Below are 24234 nucleotides of genomic sequence, written 5' to 3' on the forward strand. Positions count from 1 at the left end.
ACACTGTCTAATTGTGTTATCCGAGGATAATGCATAGTTTATTTAAAGTTATTGTAGGTTATTTGATTCATTTTATAATTTAGCATGTTCTTCCTTGACTGATTCTTTTGTCATTCTGCCAAAATAGCTATCCAAATCCTCACCATTTTCTAAATCCATACGTTCTATAAGGTTCTCCGTCTCTTTAAAGGCTTGTAATGTTTCAGTATTTGGCTGATAAGAAATTGTCTCAATATCAAATGGAAATTTTCCAGTCTTAACAAAGCTATTCAAAAATATTTTAACTGCAACCGACGTATTCATGCCCACTTCATCAAACATTTTATCTGCATCATGTTTTAATTCATCATCAATTCTAATCGTTGCCATACTTTCCCCTACTTTAATGACACTACCTTACCATAAAAAGCTGCTATTGTATATAATAGTAGCTTTTTATATACTTTTCGTGCCTCTTTGAAATTCTATCCATCTACTGTTTGAATCATGCCAAGAACTTTCTTTCAATTCTTTTAATTAACTACTAACCCCCAATGATATTTACCATAAGAATTCCTCCTTTTCATGTATGCTAATAAAGTAGACAGATTTTCTGCTATACTATCAATTAAATAGACACTCATTTAGAAAGGATTTTTTATTATGGTAGACAAATGAAAAGGAACTGACCTAAGATTGTGAGACAGGAATAAAAAAGCATTTTCCTAGACTGCTTATTTCCAATAGTCTATCGGCGATTGGTAGTCTAGTTTTTGTTGAATTCGGCTTTCATTATAATAAGTAATGTATTTTTTTACAATTTCTATTACAATAGATGAAGGTTCATTTGTGAGCCCATCTAAGTAGAACGTTTCAGACTTTAGTGAGGCATGAAACGATTCGATGCAGGCATTATCTGAAGGTGTTCCTTTGCGGGACATACTCATGGTAATGCCTTTTATTTTTATTTGGTTCTGGTAATCAAAAGAAGTATAAACAGAGCCCCGATCACTATGCAATAGACAATCCGTTGTTTGGGCAATTGATCAAGTGTATACAGAACAAAAGCCGTATCTTGCTTATCACCGATGGTATAGGCGATAATTTCACCATTGTATAAATCCATAATCGAAGACAAATACAATTGCTTTTAACCAAAAGGTAGATAAGTATATCTGTTACCAATTTCTTTAAAGGAGCATCTGAAGAAAATTGTCTATTCAGCTTGTTCTCGACAACCATGTAAGGTTATCCCACTTTACTGCGTTTATTCATTTTCACGCGACAATTCCAATGATATTTCTGCATAATCTTTTGTATAGTGTTTTTATTTACTTTGTATTCCTTGTTAATCAACGCAGTAATCTTTCGATAGCCATATCGAAACTTATGCTGGAAGCAAAGACGACGAACAGCTTCTTCAAAAAGAGTTAACTTTCCCAAGTCTTTTCGATGAGTCCAACGATAATAAGTAGCTCGCAAAACGCCGAAAAGTTAACAAAATGCAGTAATGGTTAATTTCCCTTTCATTCTTTTAACTAATTGTACAAATATTTCTGACTCCACGTCCTTTCCAATTCTTTGTACTTTTTTAGCACCTCAATGTGCATTTTTAAATAGTTATTTTCATTTTTAAGTTGTTGTTCATTTGATAGATTTTCTGGACCTTTTCCATAAGCATATTGTTTTCCAACGGGTTGAACCAGACGATGATTCTCGCATTACGGTACCAACGCCGCCATGTTTCAATTTGTGTTTTGTTTTTAATGCCTAATTCTTCCATAATCGTTTTTACAGAAATATTCTCTTTTTTCATCTGTATAGCCATTTCTTTGATGTGAATCGGATAATAAACTCGATTTCCCATTGAAAAAGCACCTCCTAGTTAAATTCATTTTAACGTGAATTCAACAAGAGGTGCTTTTTTATTTTGTCTCAGTTTATTGGGTCAGTTCCTATTTACATTACTAACTTTTTTTATTATATCCATTAAATTAAATAGCGTATAACAATAGAATTTACAATTTATGTTCTCTTTCAGGATTTTTTACTAAGTTAGCTCCTAATAATCCAGATAGAGAAGTAATAATTAATCCAATAACCATTGCAACAAATCCCCAAATAGATGCTTTAGCTGTCGTGTTTGACGCATCCTCTGCCGCTTGTCTTGCTTCATCGATTGATTCTTTCAAATCATCTTTAGCTTTATCTAAATTAGTACGTGCAGTGCCAATTTGTTTTTGCGCTTCATTACTAGCTGTTTTTAATTCATTGTAAATATTATCTGTTGCTTGTTGTGCTTCTTCTTGAGATAAGTCACTATTTTTCGCTACAGCATTCGCAATCGCGTTTTTATCTACCGAATCGCCAATTTTTTTCGCTTGGTCTTGTAAAGAATCCGCTGTAGAATCAAAAACCTTATCTGCATTTTCAGGATTTTTTATAATTTCTTTACCAGCATCTTTGATTTTATCAGTTGCTTCACTCATTTGGTCTTTTAAATAATCTGGTTGAAGTTCTGGAACATCCGTATCTTTTAAATATTTATTTACATTGTTTTGTAGTTCTTGTGTATTGACCGTGCCAATTTCATCAGTTACTTTATCAAAACCTTTTGAAATCGCATCGCCAGTAGTAGAAGCAACTACCCCAACACTATCCCCTACACCAGAAGCAACATTTCCTAAAAGGGAACCGATTGCTGAAAATGCACTAACTGCTGTATAACTCACTAGAAGCATTACTACAACCATACTTGTTGCCCATGTTAAGAAGCCGTGCAATAAACCAATTCTTTTAGCCGCTACACCAGATACAAATCCTGCAGCAAACAGAGATAACACAATAGTAATAATCGTCCAAATAATGAGTCCAGTCCCAACGCCATCTAAAGAATTACTTGATGTCGGTTTTAAAGTACCGAACCCAATCGCTGATCCAATAAGTCCAAGAGTCATAAAAATAGATAAAAATGTGATTACTCCAGCAAAAACTGCCCCCCAAGAGATATTTGTCCCTGCTTCATCATCTGTAAAATAAGTTCTGAATCTTGTATTTCTTTTTTCCATTTTATATATCCCCCTAATTTTTGTTTACAATAAAATTTTATAGGATGTTATTTATTTATACAAATATTTTGATTTCCTATAATTATAAAATGTTGTTTAAAAGCATTTATTCAATTTGTTTTATGTGATAAATAACCTGTTATAATTTAATAAACTAATTACGAAAAAAATTATCCAGTATAACTACTAGTTAATACTAGTTTGCATAAAGTTTTTTTAGATTTTAATAATTCATTAATAGTAACTATTTATCATTCATGCTTAGATCCATATAATTTGTCATATCCAATCACAATTGTTTCATTTTTTTCTTTATGACCTTTGATGCTGTCCAATTCTATAATTGCTGAATTGGTCAATAAATCTTTTATCTTACCACTTCTTATTTCTTTTCTATACATAAAAGACACATGTTGATTTTCAGAAAATTGTTTACTACTTTCAGAAGGCACACTTGGTTTCCATCCATTAAATCCCATATAATTTCCTCTTTTCTGTAATTTCAAATTCTTTCATACAATAAATATTAAAAAATAACGGATCAAAAATTGATCCGTTATTACTCGTAATTAAGCTTTTGCGATATTAGTGGCTTGTGGCCCACGCGGACCTTCTTCAGTATCAAACGTTACGGTTTGTCCTTCATCTAAAGTTTTAAATCCATCTGTTTGGATAGCTGAAAAATGGGCAAATACATCATTGCCATCTTCACCTGTAATAAATCCAAAACCTTTGTCTGCGTTAAACCATTTTACTGTACCATTGTTCATGTATATTTCCTCCTAGTGCACTAAATCATGCAAATTATTGCAAAAAATGTTGAGTGCAAAAGGAGAAGTATAGTTTTTAGATATATAACTCAAATTACTTATCAAAATTGATTACTTGTTCACTATAACACATTAATAAGGAATAAACAAAACTAAGTCTTATTGAAATAATTTAGATAGTACTTAATTCGAATTTATTAAGATTCAATTACATTTAAAAATAAAAGTAACTAATATGAAAATTAATGTTAGAATTTACTTGTATCAGAAAGTAGGTGTTCATATGAATACTAATTTTTATCCAATAAAAGTTTACTCTTTAAACTACAATCTATATTCTTCACGTTCAAAAGCATTTTTAACAAAAAAAATAAACAATAATCAAACAGTTGATTCTTTCTATGCCGTTTTAAATTTAAGGGAGATAAAAAATATTGAATTACGTTTATCCATATTAGATATTGATATTGATAAATATAAAAGACTTGATCACGCAATTAATCGCTGCAAGGAACTCATGTATATGTATAAGTAGTTAAAACATTTATTCACTAATTGAATAAATTTTGCTCTAAAAACACTATTATTTGCCAATAGTGTTTTTATTTTAGACTCCACTTTATATCAATGGGATTAACTTTATTCAAATTATAAACAATAAAAAAAGAAGACCAAAAATCGTAAAAAAATTTTCGGTCTTCTTTTTTATGATTCTTAGTCCTTATATCCTACTCTCTTTTATTCAATTAGTAGTAAAGCGTCCTAAGTAATCCACGTTGAAATCAAAGTTAATTCCAGGAACGAAATCAAAAGAGCCTTGACTACTCCATTGCCAAGCAGCTGTGTCTGTGTGTAGTAAGTTATTGGCACTTGGATTCGCCGGCCATTCTGCCACCCAACTATTTTCTTTACCTAAAACGTCATATTCCATCCAATTATTATTGAACCAACTAACGCTAGAATAATGGACAACGTTTTTGAAGCCACGTTTTGCTAATTGATCTCTAAAGTAGACAGAAACTTTTGTAGCATCCGCGTTAATCATTGGCGTGGTTTCTGCATCGTTAACCATGACGCTATTTTGGGATAGCCCTAATTCTTCTGCGTAATCCGCATAGTAATTGGCTTGATCAATTGCTTCTTGTTGATTTTCAAACCAAGAAAAATGATACGTTGAAACAGTCAGACCTGCTTTTTTGGCATTGGTAATTTGACTAGGGGCTAACGGGTTTTTGTAGGTTGTTCCTTCAGTTAATTTGACTACTACGCCTTTAATTCCCATGTTTTTCATCTTTTGAAATTGTTCTACAGAAATCTCTCCATTGTGAGAGGAAATATCGATAAAATCCACTCTCAGAGGTGTTTCACTGAGACTACGTTTACTTCTTAGCAAGGGTTGATTGACAGGGTCATTTTGAGCAAAACTTCCTAATTCATAGTTACTCGTCACGATATTTTTTGCTTCTGCTGGAACACTCGTTATAAGACCTCCAAAAGTTAGTCCTATTCCTAAAATAAATAACTTCGCAGAACGTTTCATTTAACCATTCCTTTCTTTTTTGTTACATGTTACATAATTTATAACACTTATAAATTATTTCGCACTTAATAGAACTCTTTCAGAGCCTGTGCTTGTCTTAACATTGATATCATAAACTAATGTTCCGTCTTTTTTTTCTAATCGCCAATCCAATACTCTTGGAGAAATCCCTCCTACCTTGTTTTTAGCTTCTTCTAGAACTTTTTTTGTAGATTTAGTCCCTTCAAGCTCTTTTGCATTAAATGGTTCTTTATTATTCTCTCCACCGCTAGTAATGCTTTCTTTTTTTACTTTTTCGTTTTGTGGATTTATATATATTTTTTCAGTCTTGTTAACAAACATATACTCATATTCTTTAGAGCTTTCACCAATGTCAAAGTTAATAGACAGAATTTCTGAATTATTCGTATTTTTTTGGTAAATATTTGCTGCGTCTTCAACAGTTACCTTATAGTTTGTGTTTGTTACCTCATCCTTACCCAGACCACAGGCAGTCAAAGTAACGATTCCTCCTAGCATTGCTACGACAAAAAAGATTCTTTTTAAATTCAATACAGTCAGCTCCTAACCTATATTATCATGATTTTATATCCAAAAATGGTAATTAGTTTTATTAAAGTTTGATACTTTATAATTTGTAGTAATTTCTCAAACTATAATTGTCAATCATCATTGTAACTTCTTCTTTTGTCTTAGGATTCACTTCTTTTAATTCTTTAGCTAATTCCTCGAAATTTTTTATAGTTCTATAAGACATCTTAGTGAATATAAGGAATGGATCTATCTCTTGTTTTACACGATTCCGATATTTGGATGCTGTAGTAGTAGATATTCGTCCGTTAGACATTTTTTCAATAGAATACGATGTAATCATTGGATTTCTCAGTAATTCAATAATATCTTTTTTCGTACACATACTTTTTTAGCCCTTTCTTTGATAATTTGATTGGAAATTTATATAAAATAAATTTTCTTTTTCTATTTTAAATATTTCCCATTTACTGGTGCCTGATAGACAAGATCACATACATCCAGAAGAGAAAATAAATTTCATATTTTTATAGTCACTTATTATTTAAGTTACTAATAATCAATACTCATTTTCAAAAATAGTCATCATGATTTTCGCAATGTGCCTTAATCCCGATGAAAATGATTGCTATCATCGAAACAAATTTTAATGATAGTATGAATAACAACCTAAGTTCTCCTTTATCTATTTATCTTTCAACATGTTTTATATCAACTTTCCTTAATTTTAAAGTACTTAATCTTATTAAAATATATTCAGGATACACTTGTCTATTGAACAATATAAAATTTTGCTAACAAAAATGAAAGATTGACTCTAAGTCCATACTAATAGTTTTGCTATAATATTTTGAAATGAACTATTCCGTGACACTATAATTTCAGTAAAAAGTGAAAACACATGAAGTACATCTTTTATTGTTTTTTCTCAAAAGTATTACCAATTTAGTTTAAGAATAATAACATACAAAATTTAGGAATTAACGACTAAAGACACTCACTCATAGATTTCTTTATATGAGTGAACAAATTTTAATTCTGAACTGTTCCTATTGACGAAGGACAAAAGAAAGAATGGCAAATAAGATAATATGTGCAGGGTAAAAGTAATAGAAGAAACTTTTTAACCCTTTTCCTTTTTCTCCGTTATATAAAATAATAGGAATTGCTGAGAAGAACATCATCCATTGATCGTTACTAGAAAATAAATCTGAAAAACCTGTTGCTGCTGCTGAAATAAAAGACACAATTCCTAACGATAAAACCTGAAAAAATTTTTTTCCATGAAATATATAGAACAATACTCCTAACATTACCATCAAAAATCCACCTTCAGTAGCAAACAAAGATGGTACAAATAAGGTATATAGTTGTAAACTAATCATTTTTATCGTACTCATTTCACCTATTGTAAATATAAATGAAATTAATCCTATTAAGATAGGAATGATAAACCAAAAGAAGCTTGCAACAAATTTTCTTTCTTTAAGATATGCAATAGATTGCATATAAACTGTTCCTAAAAATAATGTACTAAAAACATTATTTGCTATAATTTCTCCATTAACCACAAAGTATTGATTCAATACTAAATTTATTAAATTCATTACCCAAAAGCCTACTAGTAATCGCAACATATATTTTTTCCGATTACTCGTATGAACAAAACCTTCAGAACTTTCAAATAAAAAAATAGGGGCAGTAATTCTTCCAATCCAATGGAACCATGATGGAACTCCTAAAAAATTGAAAAATTCTGCTAAGTGATCAATTACCATTGTAATCAATCCGATAATCTTTAATTGAAATCCTGTTAAATATTTCTTCATGTTTACAAGCCTCACTATCAGTTTCTCAAGTCTATCCAGAAGTTGAAATTTTAACTTCTGGATAGCTTTTTTATTCACATTTACTTCAAAAATATATCCTTATTCTTGATAATATATATTATTCGTTTAAATGGTTCTTGTTTCTACGCCAAGTCGCCATTAACACTTTATCCAGGCACATCTAATAGTGTCCAATGTAATGTTGATTCATAATTACCTGTTTTATTTTCTGGTGGAATAGACAAGGTTATTCCTTTTGTTGCCAATTTATTTTTCCAACGACCTTTACCTTTTGTTTTCGTTCCATGCATTAAAATACTCGCTTTTCCATTTGCTTCTAATTGACAGTCATATTGAGTAGGTTCCTCTGTTTCTAAATCAGATTCTAGTTTTCCCTTCGGAATAAACAAACTCACTCCTTTCAAAATACTTTTACTATTCTCTTTATCTAAAAACGGAGATAGTTCAACTTGTAATTGCCAATCTTTTCCCATGATTGAAGGGGTTTCTAAGTCAATTGTTGGGTTTTCTTTCTTATTAACTACTGATTTATTTGTTGATACAAGAATGTGATCTTCAAAGTCAAAGTATGGCACCTGTTTAATAGTAAATGGTTCTTCTTTTACAGTTACCGTAACTTCATTACTATATGTCCATGGTGATGTACTGCTAGATGCATTTGCCACAGCGATTTGCACTTTATGCATACCTGGCTTACTAGTATCTATCAATTCTTTTGTTTTATTTTCATGTAAATCAATCCACTTTCTGTTTATTTGTACCCATTTTATTTTCTCTAGTTTAATTGGATTTCCGTCTTTATCTACCACACTTTCGAGGACACTTCCTAAGTCCCATTTCTGACCTACATATAACTCTGCGTCTTTTAATATTGCTTTTGTTTTATCTTCCTTAACGGTTACTGTAGCTGTATTACTATTGACCCATTGATTATGTGCATTGGGTACAGCAATTTGTACAGTATGTTTACCCGGTTTACTAGTATCTATTTCTCTAACTTTTTCCTGACCATCTACCCAGACCCGTTCTACTTGTTCTGGTTTAATGGGATTTCCATCTTTGTCTACTACATTCTTAAAGACACTTCCTAAGTCCCATTTCTGGCCTACATATAATTCTGTGTCTTGTAATTCTGCTTTTGTTTTATCTTCTTTTACAGTTACTGTAGCTGTATTACTATTGACCCATTGATTATGTGCATTGGGTACAGCAATTTGTACAGTATGTTTACCCGGTTTACTAGTATCTATTTCTCTAACTTTTTCCTGACCATCTACCCAGACCCGTTCTACTTGTTCTGGTTTAATGGGATTTCCATCTTTGTCTACTACATTCTTAAAGACACTTCCTAAGTCCCATTTCTGGCCTACATATAATTCTGTGTCTTGTAATTCTGCTTTTGTTTTATCTTCTTTTACAATTACAAGGGCTACATTACTGAATACCAAAGGTTTGGTTCTTGGACTTGATACACCAATCTTTAGTAAATGCATACCCGGTTTACTAGTATCTATTTCTTTTTCTCTATTATCATTTATCCAAACGTCGTTTACTTGCTCTGGTTTCATTGGGTTTCCGTCTCTATCTCGCACATTTTTAAAAACACTTCCTAAGTCCCATTTCTGGCCTACATATAATTCTGTGTCTTGTAATTCTGCTCTTCTCCCATCTCTAGCAACAACCTTAACATATAATTCTCTGACTATACTATACCCAGGAGTACTATATTTGTATACCAAAACTTCCTGAGCACCTACAATACTTGGATTAATTGGAAATCCGGATCTCCAAGATACCTGAATTTCATTAAAGTTAATTATTTTACCATCTTGGTTCCTTCCACTGATAAAAGGATAGGATTCGTCAAATTCATCTCCTATACAGATCTCATACGGGTCGATAATTTGGATACTGGGTTCAAAACCGCTTATACTCGGAGAGATTTCAGTTTCATTAAAGCTATTATTTATTTTTTCTTCAGTTGGTACATTTGCTATTTCTGCAAAAGCTATCTGTTCCTGATTTATAGAGAAAATTTGGAAAATCAGTATATATAGAAGTAACATAACCTTTTTTTTCATATAATCAATGTCCACCTCACTTTTGCTTTATTTTCCACAATAAATAGATAATAATTCCTAGTGTGACAACCAGTACAAAAACTAAAATATAAATTATATAGTCATTTTTATTAGTTTGATCTTTTATATTGACTGCTTCTTCATTATATTTTTTTACGTTGTCTTTTATCTCAAATTCTTTATTAAACGACCACTTGTGACCTGCTTTGTCACTTGCATTTAGTTTTAAACTATATTTACCTGGTTGAAATGCTTGATTATCCCATGAAATTGGAAAGTTATAGTTTGAATTCGGAGCCATTGATTGATTATTTTTGACTGTTTTATGAAGGACTTCTTTACCGTTTTCTTTGTAGACTTCAGCGGTGACAGTCATATCCGTAATCATTGTCGCAGTCGTATTTTGAAGATTAGCAAACAATGTCGTTCGATAATTATTTAAGCCAGGCTCAACTGTGTTTAGTTTTAATTCTGGTGTTACTTTTTGCTCTGTTTCTGTCACTTGCAACCCAATGACATAAGAATAGTCATTTTTGATTTGAAATTTTTGATTCGTAGCAGCTTCTTTGTCCTTCTTATGAATATGGAACCCCCCTAAAAGAATTCCTTCAAATTTTTGTTCAGGCATTGTGATAGTATAGGGTACTTCTTTTTTTTCGTTACCATTCAACTTTACGGTTTGGTCACCTGTGATAAGCTCTTTTAAATCGTACGCTAAACTACTATCTTTTCTTTCTTTTGTTCCTTTATAATCAATGACACCATTATCATTCGTTTGTGCTGCATGATAATTCACTTCTAATTCAATTGGATTTTCTGAATGATTTTCAAAGGTAATGCTGATTGCTTGCTTTTGTTTAGGTTGCATGAATAAATCGAAATACGTATGTTCATTGTTTCGCTGATTTTCTGGTAAGTTTGCCTTGACACTGTACGCCATGTCCGCTGCATAAGCTCTATCGGCCAGTAATATGACGATAAAACAAATGATACAGAGCGAATAGATGATTTTTCTCATAAGTTATTCCTCCTATGTTTTCTTCTCATTGATAGAATAGTAACACTTAGAAAAAACGCTAATATACCCAATATGAATAATAGCCCACTCATTTTTGACCCTGTACTAGGCAAAAATGTTTTTGAACTTCTATCGAAAGTCATCTTCTGAGAATCTTTGCTTTCCACCTGTTCTTGCTTTTCTGAACTTTCTACAAATGTAATTGTGACTTGACTTTCAGCATTTGATTTTTGTTGTGTATCAGCAGCGTCTACATCCACTTTGACTAAAAATCCGCTTAACATAAATAAGAGTATAGCTAACTTTTTCAAGTTTATTCACCTCTAACTAATCTATATGATGTATGTAAATTACTCTCTAAAGCCAAAAAAATAGTTGTTGGCTTTAGAAAGCGTACTGGCATTAGGCAGGCGCATCGGTTAACTCCCAACGGATAACGCTTGAGTAATTTTGTTTAGCTCGTGCGGATCCGGCCGGTACTTTTAACTGGACATTTGCATTATTATCTTTTGTTCCAGAAAACGCATCTACCCAAGTCCCCATGCCTTGATCCGATCCAGCTTGCATAATTACTTGTAAATCTTTGTTCAAATTGACATCATATCCTTTAGGTTTTTCAGATACGTTTCCACTTGTTGATTTAATGGTACCGTTTTTTAAAGAAAGTTCTGCTCCTTTTAACGTTTTTTTCTTATCTTCACTGTTAAACTCATCAATAGAGGCTTTTAGTGTCCAGCCAGCTCCAGTAGCTCGCCGGTCGGTTACCTGTACATAAGGATGTTCTGTTTTCACATTATAAACAGCTTCTTTTTCTTTAATTTCCTGTTCTCCAAACTCAATGCTAGAAGCATGGTCTATTGTAAGCGGTCCAGTATTTCCTGTGCCAGGCACTTCTGGATTTGGTTTGTTTGGATTGGTAGGATCTACAGGATCTACTGCTCCATTAGTATCTCCTAAAATTGTTTTCACTGTACTTTTTGTTTCTGCTTTACTTTTTATTTCCGCATGTGTGATCTGGGCACTAACGAAAAGCGAAGTAATAACTAAACTGGTTCCTAAAATTAGTTTTTTCATACGTATATTTCTCCTCCTGTTTTGTTTATCTGTTAAAAAATCTAGCTAGTTTCCACTCTTTCTTTGTATGGACAAGAATTATCCTCAAAATAACTTGTCTGTCATAGCATAACTGTTCCCTACACATAATGACTTTTTCGTGTGTAATTTACTGTATTTCCTCCTTTACTTTAATAAGATAACCAAACACATATGTCAGTCTGTTCTTGCTTCAAAATAAAAATAGGGGGAATTTTCTTATATATCTACTATGGATAGAGTAATATTTTGTGCTTACACACCAGACATATATGTTTGGTATACACCTATTTATCCTTATGAGATACAGTATTTAATGCTAGTAACTATCTAAAATCGTAGTGTTGACTTATTATCCACTTGGTATATGAATCTTTATCCTTTATCAAACAGTTGCCTGAATAAATAGATGATTATGTGTATACTGATACCTCACGTAAAAAATAGCATCTTTTTCCGCTAAAGTCTTATCTTGTTTTTTTAATTTTGTTACTTTTTGGATAAAAACCTGTCTGATAGTCTAAGTCGAAAGACTAGTCTTCCGTGATAACTAGTAAGGTTCAGCTGTATATTGATACACAAAAAAAACCTCAAATTTTATTAATTGAGGTTTCGCTTAAATTTATTTAGTATTTAAAATACTGTTAACATATTCAACGATGGAAGAACACCAAGTATGTGGATCTAAAGCATGACGAATTAAAAAATAAGTTTTTTCTTTAAAAGAGGTCGAAGGGGTATCAGAAATAATAATGTCTGCCAATTCATACCTTTCTACTATTTCTAAAATTTTTATACTATATCTGTGTTTTAATGCATTCACAACAATCATTCTGTCTTCTGAATGATGTTGGAATTCAACGTATATTTTTAGAGGCTGTTCCACAGCTAACTTCACATAACTAGTGACTAAAGGAATTAGGCTATATTTTAATTTTGCGTATGACCTTTCATTTTGATAACCATAAAAATATTTATCAAATAATACTTCAACACGCCTATCAACAACACCTTTAAATTCTACAGTATGTCTCTCAAACATAAACTGGTGCAATCCTAAATGATGAACAACAACTAACCTTTTACATAACGTATATAGCAGTTCATAGTAACAATCTTGAGATATCGAAAAATTTTGTTTTATATCCTCTAGAAAATATATACACGTTTGTATGATTTCATTTTCTTCAAGTGTCGTATAATTCTTTCCAACTAGAATTTTCTGATTTCTATCACGTAATTCTTGTATGAAATAATGAACCATGAATATGAAATGAATGTTTCGATCATCATTTAATACGTCGACAGTTTGATTTATATAAAATGGAAATTCACCATCGTTATCCATCAGTTCACCTATTTCAATAATATTTTTAGATAGGCAAAGTAAGGGGTCCTTAACGTGAGAGGTTATTTTATAGATTGTTAAAAGATTCAAAATTTTATCTCTATTACAGTCGCTTAGTAACTCTAAGCTATCTAAAATTTTTGTGGGCTGGTAAGATAACACCACTTCTTTTTCACTGTCTTGAAATACCCATTCATTTTCATGGGAAACCAACATGACTAATAAATAGTGGAAAATTATTTTAGAAGATTCCCTCCCCTCAAGATAGAGATCAGATTTATTAACTTTCACTAATTTTAAATCTGTTTCTAAGTAATAGAAAAAATTTTTCAATCTTTTTATTATTTTATAAGTATAAGAATCACTATAGAACAAGTGATCAGCTAATTCTTGCAAACAAAAATAGCGTTGCTCTAATACAAATAGCAATGCTTTGTAAACACTTGAAGAAAGTAAATATTTTTTTCTTAACTGCATAAGCAACATTGTATAAGTTGCTTCATTTATTTCAGAATTAAATGAAACAAACTTATCTTTAACCACTAGTATATTGTCAATCTTATCAAAGAAGTGAAGGCTTTTGACTTCTTCATCCAATACTTTTAGGACTCTCTTTAATTCATTTTTAGAAACTTGGCAGAGATTTTCTAGCTCATTCATTTGTTTGCCTCTAGGATACAGATTATAAACTACAACCAAGCTCTTTAATTGCGTTTGGCTTAATACAAGATTTTTTAATTTATCTAGTTTCATATAAATTCTCCTTCTTATCAGCTATATTTTGAGTTGTATATACCAAAAATAAGATTCCAATAAAGATAGGATTCAAATACGAAGTAGGAAATCAACAAAATTTTAGAACATCAACTACTATACTTGAAGCGTAGCCCTAATACAATAGATAAAAAGATTTAAACATATATCAATTTTGTAAGCTATTTAATACATCCTAATATTATACATACTAAAAATACACAATTGAACAAACATTCAGGGTGTATGTTTGTTCAATCGTGTACGGATGATTTACAGGTAATATTCTTTGATAAATTAAATATTCGTAATTATAAAAGTATTCTTTTCCAATATATAGATTGTTTTAATCAAAAATTAGTTTATATTCAGTTTTTATTCTTCCAAATTCATTAGTGTATACTTTTTTAATTTCATCATGATATTTTAAAATACTTATTACAATTATGCGATTTGAATTTATAACATCCATATCCATAATCATAAGTAAGTCATCTAAAGATATTCCCTCTGGATAACACAACAAAATCTCTTTAATTTCATCAAAATTTAGTTTCATACTATACAACCTAACCTTAATAACTATTAGAACAGCTTATATAATATCAAGTAATACAAACCTACTCTGACTATACTACAAATTAACTATTCAATTCGTCTTTTTTTAAGAATATAATATACTGTAAGGATTATTAAAATACATGTCCCTACAACAAGCAGTATATTACTTAGCATTTGATTTTCTCCAGTATGTGGGAAAATACCTTTTGAAGGAGTAAGATTACCTTTATCAGTTTGATTACTTGGAGTATTAGTTTTTTCTGGAGAAGCTCCTTTTAGCGGAACTATTTTAGGTATTTCTGAATGCTTTTTATCTCCTTCATTACCAAAGTTTAAATATGCTTGGTTTGGCACTCCACCATCTTTAATATATGGAGCCAACTCTTTATCCGTTACACTATCTTTGATTTTTGTGGTAATTATCATGGTATACGTATGACCTGCCAAATAAGTATAGCTGTCATCTTTTTTATTAATTTCAAAAATGACTTTGTTGTTTTCTGTACTCAGTGTACCGTTCCCAGTCACATTTTCGCCATTTTCATCCACTACTGTAACTTTCACAATGTCTAATAAATTATTTACTGAGTCTGTAATGGAAGCTTGTTTCCAATTCATAGTATTGGTTCCAAAAGAAACAGTAATATTCCAATTAAATTTCTGTTTATTATTCTTTAGTATTAACTTCTGTACACCTTCTATATTCTTGTGAATAGTAGGTTCAATAGGTACTTTTGTTTCTGCTGGTGGAGTTGGTGGTACGTTTGAATCATCTGTTTCTGCCACATTCGCAATCGTTTGACCTTCAGCTGCTTTGATTGCTTTTACTTTAAACGTAATTGTGACACTTTCTCCAGCTTTAATTGTTTGTTTTACATTTAATACATTGTCTTTCCAGACATCATTATCTTCTACTTTTTCACCATTTATGGTTGTTGTTCCACTTACCAAGTTCACATATTTCGTCGGAATTTTATCGGTGATTGTGCCATTTTCCCAATCGCCATTCCCACTATTTTTCGCTGTGATTGTATAGGTGATTTCTTCGCCTACTTTGGCGTTAGCTTTGTCAGCTGTTTTTGTTAACTCTACTTTTGGTACTTTTGTTTCCGCTGGTGGAGTTGGTGGTACGTTTGGATCATCTGTTTCTGCCACATTCGCAATCGTTTGACCTTCTGCTGCTTTGATTGCTTTTACTTTAAACGTAATTGTGACACTTTCTCCAGCTTTAATTGTTTGTTTTACATTTAATACATTGTCTTTCCAGACATCATTATCTTCTACTTTTTCACCATTTACGGTTGTTGTTCCACTTACCAAGTTCACATATTCCGTCGGAATTTTATCGGTGATTGTACCGTTTTCCCAATCGCCATTCCCACTATTTTTCGCTGTGATTGTATAGGTGATTTCTTCGCCTACTTTGGCGTTAGCTTTGTCGGCAGTTTTTGTTAACTCTACTTTTGGTACTTTTGTTTCCGCTGGTGGAGTTGGTGGTACGTTTGGATCATCTGTTTCTGCCACGTTCGCAATCGTTTGACCTTCTGCTGCTTTGATTGTTTTTACTTTAAACGTAATTGTGACACTTTCTCCAGCTTTAATTGTTTGTTTTACATTTAATACATTGTCTTTCCAGACATCATTATCTTCTACTTTTTCACCATTTACGGTTGTTGTTCCACTTACCAAGTTCACATATTCCGTCGGAATTTTATCGGTGATTGTACCATTTTCCCAATCGCCATTCCCACTATTTTTCGCTGTGATTGTATAGGTGATTTCTTCGCCTACTTTGGCGTTAGCTTTGTCAGCTGTTTTTGTTAACTCTACTTTTGGTACTTTTGTTTCCGCTGGTGGAGTTGGTGGTACGTTTGGATCATCTGTTTCTGCCACGTTCGCAATCGTTTGACCTTCTGCTGCTTTGATTGTTTTTACTTTAAACGTAATTGTGACACTTTCTCCAGCTTTAATTGTTTGTTTTACATTTAATACATTGTCTTTCCAGACATCATTATCTTCTACTTTTTCACCATTTACGGTTGTTGTTCCACTTACCAAGTTCACATATTCCGTCGGAATTTTATCGGTGATTGTGCCATTTTCCCAATCGCCATTCCCACTATTTTTCGCTGTGATTGTATAGGTGATTTCTTCGCCTACTTTGGCGTTAGCTTTGTCAGCTGTTTTTGTTAACTCTACTTTTGGTACTTTTGTTTCCGCTGGTGGAGTTGGTGGTACGTTTGGATCATCTGTTTCTGCCACGTTCGCAATCGTTTGACCTTCTGCTGCTTTGATTGTTTTTACTTTAAACGTAATTGTGACACTTTCTCCAGCTTTAATTGTTTGTTTTACATTTAATACATTGTCTTTCCAGACATCATTATCTTCTACTTTTTCACCATTTACAGTTGTTGTTCCACTTACCAAGTTCACATATTCCGTCGGAATTTTATCGGTGATTGTGCCATTTTCCCAATCGCCATTCCCACTATTTTTCGCTGTGATTGTATAGGTGATTTCTTCGCCTACTTTGGCGTTAGCTTTGTCAGCTGTTTTTGTTAACTCTACTTTTGGTACTTTTGTTTCCGCTGGTGGAGTTGGTGGTACGTTTGGATCATCTGTTTCTGCCACGTTCGCAATCGTTTGACCTTCTGCTGCTTTGATTGTTTTTACTTTAAACGTAATTGTGACACTTTCTCCAGCTTTAATTGTTTGTTTTACATTTAATACATTGTCTTTCCAGACATCATTATCTTCTACTTTTTCACCATTTATGGTTGTTGTTCCACTTATCAAGTTCACATATTCCGTCGGAATTTTATCGGTGATCGTGCCATTCCAATTACCCTCACCACTATTTTTCGCTGTAATTGTATATGTTAGTTCATCGCCTACTTTAGCAGTTTCTTTATCTACTGATTTTTTTACTTCTACTTTTGGTAGAAGTTTTCTGTAGAAATATGTTACTTCTTGGGCTGTTTGAGTAAAGGAACCTTCTGTTTTTTTATCTACTTTTACAAACTCATACTGGTCAATATCTTTTTGTTCGCTTTTCCAAGAATCTCCTAATTTACCTGTTAATAGTTCCGAATCTGCTATCTCTTCATTTGTATCAATGTCCTTATAGAAAACAGTAACCGGTGCTACTGGTAATTGATTAAATGATACTAGGTTATATTCTGTACTTGATCCTGTTGATCCTGTAAAGCCAAACCTAACCAGTTTTCCGCCAAACGTTTGATTTAAATCACTTACATGATAATTTGTAGGATTAAATCCTTCTAACTCGTAAGTAATTATTTGATTAGCAGAATCCCAATGAACTTTGAAGTTTTTCCATTTGTTTCCAAATACTGGGTTGGTATCTGTCCCATACTGCACATTGTTATGTGTCATTTGTCCAAAATTACCACCATGTCCAGTATCAATACCTGAAGCACTAGCATAATCTGAACTGACATCTTTATTGGTTTCTAAAACGGCGATATGCCCATTGTAATTTACTTTTTGTAAATTTTGCGTTTGGCCATCGCCTATAACATCAATACCTAATTCAGAACCGCTCCCATTGTAATAAGTATCCATCTCGAAAGCTAAAGCATTTTTTATCTTGGCTTCGCTCGAAGTGCCATACGTACCAATTCCCCATCCTGTTTGTCCATATGCTTTATTTTCATTTGAATCATTTTGAAGAACAAAATTTAAACCGTCTCCATGTTTCTCTGGATTGATAGGATTATACATATACACATAGGCAGACATATCAAAATCATTTGTTAAGTCAATAACAGTATTAGCCCACATTACGCCAAACTGTCCAGTGCTATTAGGATTTATAGTTACAGACTGAGGATAATCATCATTCACAGAGGCCGCATTACTAGCATTCCCTAAATTGGGTACATTAAAATAATCTAATATGTTGGTACTAGAAGCAGGGGGTGTAGGAATATTAGCATCTATATTTGATCTACTTTCAATGACTCTTTTTATTTTGGATTCTTCTTTATCCTGTAGTTCTTTTTTCACAGAAGTGGATTCCGTAGAATCTACATTAGAATTATTTTCCACTTCATTTTTTTGCTCTTTATTTAAACTATTAATATCTAATGAATTACTAGATTCACTATTTGTAGAACTTTGCTGGGCAGATTCTCCATCTTCTTCATTCTTTTGTATTTCTTCTTGTTGTTTATTATTTTCTGAACTTGTAGTTGTAATCGTTACTGGCTTAGACGTATAAATTTGACTATCTTGTCTTATAACCTTTGCGTACATACGTTCTTGGTTATTTCCCACTGAATCAGTAGTAGTTAGGACCAAATTTGTCCGTTTGATATTTTGTTCTTTATTTTTGAATACAATTTTTACTTTATTTGTCTCTTGATCATAATTTACAGTACTTGCATCATCTAATTGTGAATTAGTTTCTGATAAATTTAATTTTGTCAATTCTGGTAAAGTTACTATTGCCTCTTCGTCTTCTTTATTTTCATCAACAAAGGTAATAGTTTCTTCTTTTCCTTGTTCTAAAGTAATTTCTGATATTTTAGTATTATTTTTTTCAAAATAAATATCTTCAATAATAGACTCTTGATTGCTGATTGTTTCAGCAAATGCAGTAACTCCAGCAATATTTTGCCCGACTACCATTATTAATGTGCCCACTATTGACAAACTCTTTTTCCAGTTCATATAATGTATCCTTTCATTTAATAAATTTTCTCTGCTTTAGATCCATAAAGCATTGTTCCAGAAAGATTAAATAAAACTTTTCCTAAAATACTTTCTTCTGAATCTTTTTCAATTAAGTACGGCGGATTTTCTAAAATAGTTATCATTTTATCAACATCATCAAACCTATTCTTCTTTTTTTTCTTTTCTATTTCAATATTTTTCTTTTCCTTTTTTATTTGTACTTCTGGTTTTTCAGAAGTTTTCTTTTGATTGTCACCAAAATGTAGTTCTGCTTGATTATCTATCACCTGAGCAACTTGTACGAGTTCATTACTAATGAACTCTTGAAAGTTATCGGTCGATATATTTAATAACATTAATGGTGCTAATAGTTGATAACTAAATAGAAAATATTTACTCATGTTTCACCTCCTTTCAATTTGACAATTAGATCACCAAACAATTTCCATTCATTTGGCCCAGGTGGATTTTTCCAAATTACTTGCCGACACCTTATACCCTCTAAAACAAAATCGGATATATAAATTTGCGTATCATTTGTAATTTTATACTCAAAAACTATGTTCAAATTTTTAAATGATTTTATACTATTTTGGATAAAATCGTTATAAAATTTTCCATGAGAAAAGTCCACACATACATAAATCATTTCTTCTATAAAATTTGCTGGAACTATAGTAGTTAAAAGAAATAAGTAATCATAATATACTTTCACTTTTTCTTCTTTATCTTCAAATAATTTTTCTAACGAACTCTGACCTAAATACGTACGTACAATTGAATCACATTTAAAATATATTTCTTGAAAATAGCTTTTTTGATTCTCGAATACAAAAGTTGCCTCTTTAAAGTGAAAATATAACCACTTCTGATTAATTCTAAATACTTCTTTTCCTATTTGTTCTTTAAATTTAATGTCTAAAGTAACAACTTTTTCTAATTCCTTTACAAAGTTTTCACTAATATCTAATGCTTCTTTATTATCTTTAAAATTTATCTCCCATTGTGGATCGCTAATCAAGTTCTCTGTATAACAAAAAAATAATATATTTTGTATTTCGTTTTGGATATCTATGTTAGATTTATTTTTGCTGCTACCGTATAACTTAAAATAGGGATACAAATCCAACTCAGGAATATCTAATACAGATTCATCTAGCAAAAAATTTTTTTCTTTTCGTATAAAGGAAATACCAATAAAAAGTTCAAGTCGATATTCTTGTACTTTTGTAGGATAAATATTTTTATTTACTAATAATAAATTTTTGAAGCTATTAATTCTTTTATTTAGTTCTTGAGAGAAAGGCTTAGTTATTCCGCAATAAAAATCATTAAATAGCGAGAAAAAAAAGGAGCGTACCTTTAACTCGCGTCCTACTATTTTCAAATTTTTAACTTTAAGTCCGTAAATTTTTAAATTATCTTTCAAGATTTTTAATACATTGTAAATAGAAGCTCGGCTAACATATAATTTAGTAGCTAATGATTCCGCACTTTGATTGCTACCAACTAACATTTCATATAATAATTGATATTGCTTGCTCTGTTCCAAATAATACAATCGTAATTTTTTAGTTACTAAGTTATTAAAACCTTGTGATCTTATTTCTCCTGAAACGTCTACAACTATGCTGATTTTCAAGTTTAATAATTCACTATCTTCTTCAATATCTTTTAAAAATCTATCTATTTTATATTTTGAAACTCCTAATGCCTCCATCAATTGTGCTTGAGAAAAAAAAGTATTTTGTTTCAACTCAAGCAACTTTACAATATAATATTTGTATCTTTGATCTTCATCTAAAAAAACATTAAAGTTCATAACTACAGCTCCATTTCTACTCAACCAATATTAGTTTAATTAATCAGTCTTTTCTATACAAAATAATCGTTTTTTTCTATATATTTTTCAGGCACAAAAAATTTTTTAGACTAAGTCAATTTATTGTAATGTCGTGCTTACAATACTGCAAATTTTCAATACTAATTACCTTTAAAGATGTCTATTATTTTTTATTCACGTCAAAAAAAGCAGAATGACAGTAAGTATTTATTCAACATGATCAAAATTTTTTGCTATAATTATTTGGTAGAAGTTCATAACTTCTATTACAATCTATCTGATATAAAAACTAGCGGAAACTAGTTTTTATGTCTTCTTTATATTATTATGTACAAGCGAAAATTCATTTACTAAATAAAAAAGGAACAGTTATCTATTAACAATGTAGTGCGCCCCCAAAGTTAGACTAAAAAATCTAACTTTGGGGGCGCACTATGCAATGACTGTTCCTTTTTTTATTATTTTTATTCAACTCCAATATAGAAATTAAAATTAAGATTCCTATTATTTTAATAGAGACTTGACCTCCACAGTTTGCTTGCTTTAATAAAAAGCAAGCACCACTAACGCAAAAGCTAGAAATCATTACTTTTTGAACTTAATTACTTTGCAAAAAAAACATTGCAAATCAACCAGTACTATCTATACTTTCCAAAAAACTACTATACAAAAACATAATTATTTTATATTTACTATAATTTAAACTACGGTCTGAGCTTATTATAATTCATTCTTTTATCGTAAAACATTAAATATTCTAAAATGATGATACTACTTCTTACAGTTATATTTCAAAAACCTTGCTAACTGATTGTAATACTACTTCATCTTCTTCATGAGTAGTTAAGATAATACCCTTATCTTCTGATATTTTAATATCTATAATTTTATATAACATTTTTTTTCTTTTCTTATCTACAAAAGCAAACGGTTCATCTAAAATATACCATTCTCTTTCTAAAGACATCAAAATAAGAGCATAAAGGAACTTTTTTTCCCCTCCTGAAAGCATTCCCCATTGTTTTTTAAGCAACTTATCAATATCTTCACGCTTAAGAATTTTATCGCTTAATTGATAAAAAGATTGAATACTTTTTTTTCCGTCCAAACCATAACTAAATTTCAGAAAGTCCATTCCTGATAAACGATCAGAAAAATATATGTTTTGATTAATATATATGATACTTTCATTTCCTTTAATTACAGTTCTTTTTGCCTTTTTTACTCCTGAAATGTAATCTAATAGTAAGGTTTTTCCGTTACCATTATCACCAGTAAATAAATTATACTCTTTTAAAATATTCATACTTATTTTTTTATCTACATAAGGAATATTTAAATCCTTTATTTCGATCATAGCTTTACCTTCTTTCATTTGAAATCGGTTCAAATTTAACTATAGAATACATACTAATAAAAACTAAAAATATTGAAAAAGTAACATATTTGAAGACATCCATATTTTTATGTTCAATTAAAACATTAGATAAAATTGACAGAGGGTTATATTTATTTAACTCTATATTCGTATTTAACAATATAAATAAACCAAAAATTAGCATTGTAAATATTGAATTTATAGTATTAGCATGCACTTTTTTTATTAGAGTTAAATTGTAACTAAAAAATGCAACTGGTAAACACGCTATAATAGTAATAAAGCTATATAAAAAAAGACGGAGAAACGATAATGGTAGTAAAATAACCACAATTAAATTAAGTAAGTTTACACTGATAAAGCTAAACATAATTTGCGTCAATAGATTGCCTAAAAAAAATGCCCAAGGTGAATTATTTATTGAAAAAATTGTTTTTAAGCTTCCATATTCCTTTAATTGTAATGCGTAAACTCCTACTCCATAAACATAGGAACAAACAACAATATATACCCACCAATATGCCAATTCCCATTCATTTGTTACACTTCTATAATTCATAAAAAAAGTAATTACAGGTAAGGCTATTGACCACAATAAAGGAATTTTATCTTTCAGTAACATTTTAATATTAAACAATGCATATGATTTAACTGAGATAAACATTTTCACTCCTCCTTACGGAAATGGTAACAGTTCTGAAAAATTTTTTCTTTTTAATTTTAATATATTCTCTACATTTAATATTATTTCTTTCGAAAAATTTCTTGGTGCCATGTTGGGGAACCACTTTGGGTCAAATACCTTCACTACTTTCACATTCTTAGCATGATTATTTTCAAACATTGTAATATACGGATACATATTAAGAGAATTACTTATATTTTTGATAGTAAATGTATGACTAACTTTTTCTATTTTCTCTTCATTATTCAGAATAATAAATTCACTACCTTCAAGATATGCATATAAATCTTTAACTTCTTTCGAGCTCAATCTATCAAAATAGTCATGATAAATGTCCTTATTGTCAATTACTAATCCAGAGCCTTGACTAACTTTTCCTTCTTTATATTTTGAATGCGATGTAGCAAAATATTGTAATATTTCTTTTTGTGATTTTATTACTGCTTTTCTTGCTGATTGACTAGTTCCCAAACCCACTGCTTTGTATTTTTCACCATACCCAACGGCAAGTACCACGTAAAGGTTCTTACTTAAAGATATATTATAATATTTGACATTGTCTAAATAATTAGTCAAATATCTGTCTATTTTTTTTATTTCTTCTATCTTATCTATATTTAATTGCTGAGCCTTAGTATGAAACAAGAAGTTAGTAATATAGCTCTGTCTTTCAAAGAATTCTTTATACGCTGTCCATATTAATGGCTTTGATTTTTTATGCGAGGCCATACCAGAAGAATCAACAAAACTATTCTTAAACAAAATCATATCAAGATTAACTTGTTTAATGCTTCCATCAATTAAATTCGTAGCAATAACCGTATGCTCTTTTGGTGAATTTTCGTTGATGAGTGTTTCTCGCTCCAAATACTCTCCTAAAGTTGAAAGAATATGCTGCCTTTTATTCTTTAAATCAACCTCATAGGCTTTGATAGGTCTTTTAGAATATTTTTCTATATATACGTTATAGTGATGTGACATAAATAAATCCTCATTTAAAACAAAATTCACCTTATTTCTTAAAAAACCTTTCAAAAGT

Annotated in this window: 21 protein-coding genes and 1 pseudogene; 1 reads left to right on the forward strand and 21 read right to left on the reverse strand. The window is 30.8% G+C overall.

Going from position 1 to position 24234, the window contains the following annotated elements; translation table 11 throughout:
* Positions 1-72: 72 nt before the first annotated feature.
* The 5 genes and pseudogenes from IGM04_RS11650 to IGM04_RS11670 form a co-directional block, all read right to left on the reverse strand.
* Positions 73-369: a type II toxin-antitoxin system RelB/DinJ family antitoxin gene (locus IGM04_RS11650; RefSeq protein WP_033594349.1), complete on the reverse strand. Its 297-nt coding sequence runs from the start codon at positions 367-369 to the stop codon at positions 73-75.
* Positions 370-713: 344 nt separating this feature from the next.
* Positions 714-1846 (reverse strand): annotated as a pseudogene (locus IGM04_RS11655) (IS3 family transposase).
* A gap of 151 nt (positions 1847-1997) precedes the next feature.
* Positions 1998-3047, reverse strand: a complete 1050-nt coding sequence (locus IGM04_RS11660; RefSeq protein ID WP_033592576.1) for a hypothetical protein — start codon at positions 3045-3047, stop codon at positions 1998-2000.
* A 251-nt stretch (positions 3048-3298) separates the two neighbouring features.
* Complete coding sequence (locus IGM04_RS11665; RefSeq protein ID WP_002380886.1) at positions 3299-3526, reverse strand: hypothetical protein; 228 nt, start codon at positions 3524-3526, stop codon at positions 3299-3301.
* A gap of 90 nt (positions 3527-3616) precedes the next feature.
* Positions 3617-3817 (reverse strand): cold-shock protein, encoded by a 201-nt coding sequence (locus IGM04_RS11670; protein WP_002371724.1) that lies wholly within the window; start codon positions 3815-3817, stop codon positions 3617-3619.
* Positions 3818-4052: 235 nt separating this feature from the next.
* Between IGM04_RS11670 and IGM04_RS11675 the strand changes: the two genes are divergently transcribed.
* A complete protein-coding gene (locus IGM04_RS11675) occupies positions 4053-4352 on the forward strand; it encodes a hypothetical protein (protein WP_050443328.1) in 300 nt (99 codons plus the stop codon).
* A gap of 207 nt (positions 4353-4559) precedes the next feature.
* On the opposite strand, the gene IGM04_RS11680 is transcribed toward IGM04_RS11675, so the two are convergent.
* The 16 genes from IGM04_RS11680 to IGM04_RS11755 all read right to left on the reverse strand — a co-directional run bounded on the left by IGM04_RS11680 (position 4560) and on the right by IGM04_RS11755 (position 24230).
* On the reverse strand, positions 4560-5357 hold the full coding sequence (locus IGM04_RS11680; protein ID WP_086318196.1) for a GH25 family lysozyme: 798 nt from the start codon (positions 5355-5357) through the stop codon (positions 4560-4562).
* A gap of 54 nt (positions 5358-5411) precedes the next feature.
* Entirely contained in the window at positions 5412-5909 is a 498-nt protein-coding gene (locus tag IGM04_RS11685; RefSeq protein WP_238641508.1) for a PepSY domain-containing protein, read from the reverse strand.
* A gap of 76 nt (positions 5910-5985) precedes the next feature.
* Positions 5986-6114: a hypothetical protein gene (locus IGM04_RS11690; RefSeq protein ID WP_002425286.1), complete on the reverse strand. Its 129-nt coding sequence runs from the start codon at positions 6112-6114 to the stop codon at positions 5986-5988.
* An 823-nt stretch (positions 6115-6937) separates the two neighbouring features.
* A complete protein-coding gene (locus tag IGM04_RS11695; RefSeq protein WP_086318195.1) occupies positions 6938-7717 on the reverse strand; it encodes a TraX family protein in 780 nt (259 codons plus the stop codon).
* A 167-nt stretch (positions 7718-7884) separates the two neighbouring features.
* Positions 7885-9834, reverse strand: a complete 1950-nt coding sequence (locus IGM04_RS11700) for a bacterial Ig-like domain-containing protein (RefSeq protein ID WP_438792736.1) — start codon at positions 9832-9834, stop codon at positions 7885-7887.
* Between the two features lies 1 nt (position 9835).
* Complete coding sequence (locus IGM04_RS11705) at positions 9836-10837, reverse strand: DUF916 and DUF3324 domain-containing protein (protein WP_033599902.1); 1002 nt, start codon at positions 10835-10837, stop codon at positions 9836-9838.
* Positions 10834-11148, reverse strand: coding sequence for an LPXTG cell wall anchor domain-containing protein (locus IGM04_RS11710; RefSeq protein ID WP_239642620.1), 315 nt, complete (start codon positions 11146-11148; stop codon positions 10834-10836). Before IGM04_RS11710 ends, IGM04_RS11705 begins: the two co-directional genes overlap by 4 nt.
* A gap of 91 nt (positions 11149-11239) precedes the next feature.
* On the reverse strand, positions 11240-11911 hold the full coding sequence (locus IGM04_RS11715) for a WxL domain-containing protein (protein WP_086318193.1): 672 nt from the start codon (positions 11909-11911) through the stop codon (positions 11240-11242).
* Positions 11912-12551: 640 nt separating this feature from the next.
* On the reverse strand, positions 12552-14030 hold the full coding sequence (locus IGM04_RS11720) for a helix-turn-helix domain-containing protein (RefSeq protein WP_033595051.1): 1479 nt from the start codon (positions 14028-14030) through the stop codon (positions 12552-12554).
* A 346-nt stretch (positions 14031-14376) separates the two neighbouring features.
* The gene (locus IGM04_RS11725; protein WP_002365253.1) at positions 14377-14589 is read right to left on the reverse strand and encodes a hypothetical protein; all 213 of its coding nucleotides are present in this window, start codon (positions 14587-14589) and stop codon (positions 14377-14379) included.
* Positions 14590-14675: 86 nt separating this feature from the next.
* Complete coding sequence (locus tag IGM04_RS11730; protein WP_438792737.1) at positions 14676-19286, reverse strand: isopeptide-forming domain-containing fimbrial protein; 4611 nt, start codon at positions 19284-19286, stop codon at positions 14676-14678.
* A gap of 17 nt (positions 19287-19303) precedes the next feature.
* Positions 19304-19690 carry a hypothetical protein gene (locus IGM04_RS11735; RefSeq protein ID WP_010711506.1) on the reverse strand — a complete coding sequence of 129 codons (387 nt, stop codon included), beginning with the start codon at positions 19688-19690 and terminating at the stop codon, positions 19304-19306.
* Entirely contained in the window at positions 19687-21111 is a 1425-nt protein-coding gene (locus IGM04_RS11740; protein ID WP_250178403.1) for a helix-turn-helix domain-containing protein, read from the reverse strand. The genes IGM04_RS11735 and IGM04_RS11740 overlap by 4 nt, the downstream gene beginning before the upstream one ends.
* An 805-nt stretch (positions 21112-21916) precedes the next feature.
* Positions 21917-22507 carry an ATP-binding cassette domain-containing protein gene (locus tag IGM04_RS11745; protein ID WP_002365260.1) on the reverse strand — a complete coding sequence of 197 codons (591 nt, stop codon included), beginning with the start codon at positions 22505-22507 and terminating at the stop codon, positions 21917-21919.
* On the reverse strand, positions 22494-23174 hold the full coding sequence (locus IGM04_RS11750; protein ID WP_002365261.1) for a hypothetical protein: 681 nt from the start codon (positions 23172-23174) through the stop codon (positions 22494-22496). Before IGM04_RS11750 ends, IGM04_RS11745 begins: the two co-directional genes overlap by 14 nt.
* A 12-nt stretch (positions 23175-23186) precedes the next feature.
* Complete coding sequence (locus tag IGM04_RS11755; RefSeq protein WP_010711509.1) at positions 23187-24230, reverse strand: YcaO-like family protein; 1044 nt, start codon at positions 24228-24230, stop codon at positions 23187-23189.
* Between the last annotated feature and the right edge of the window lie 4 nt (positions 24231-24234).

It is taken from the genome of Enterococcus sp. DIV2385, from assembly GCF_051711925.1.
GTDB classification, from domain to species: domain Bacteria; phylum Bacillota; class Bacilli; order Lactobacillales; family Enterococcaceae; genus Enterococcus; species Enterococcus faecalis.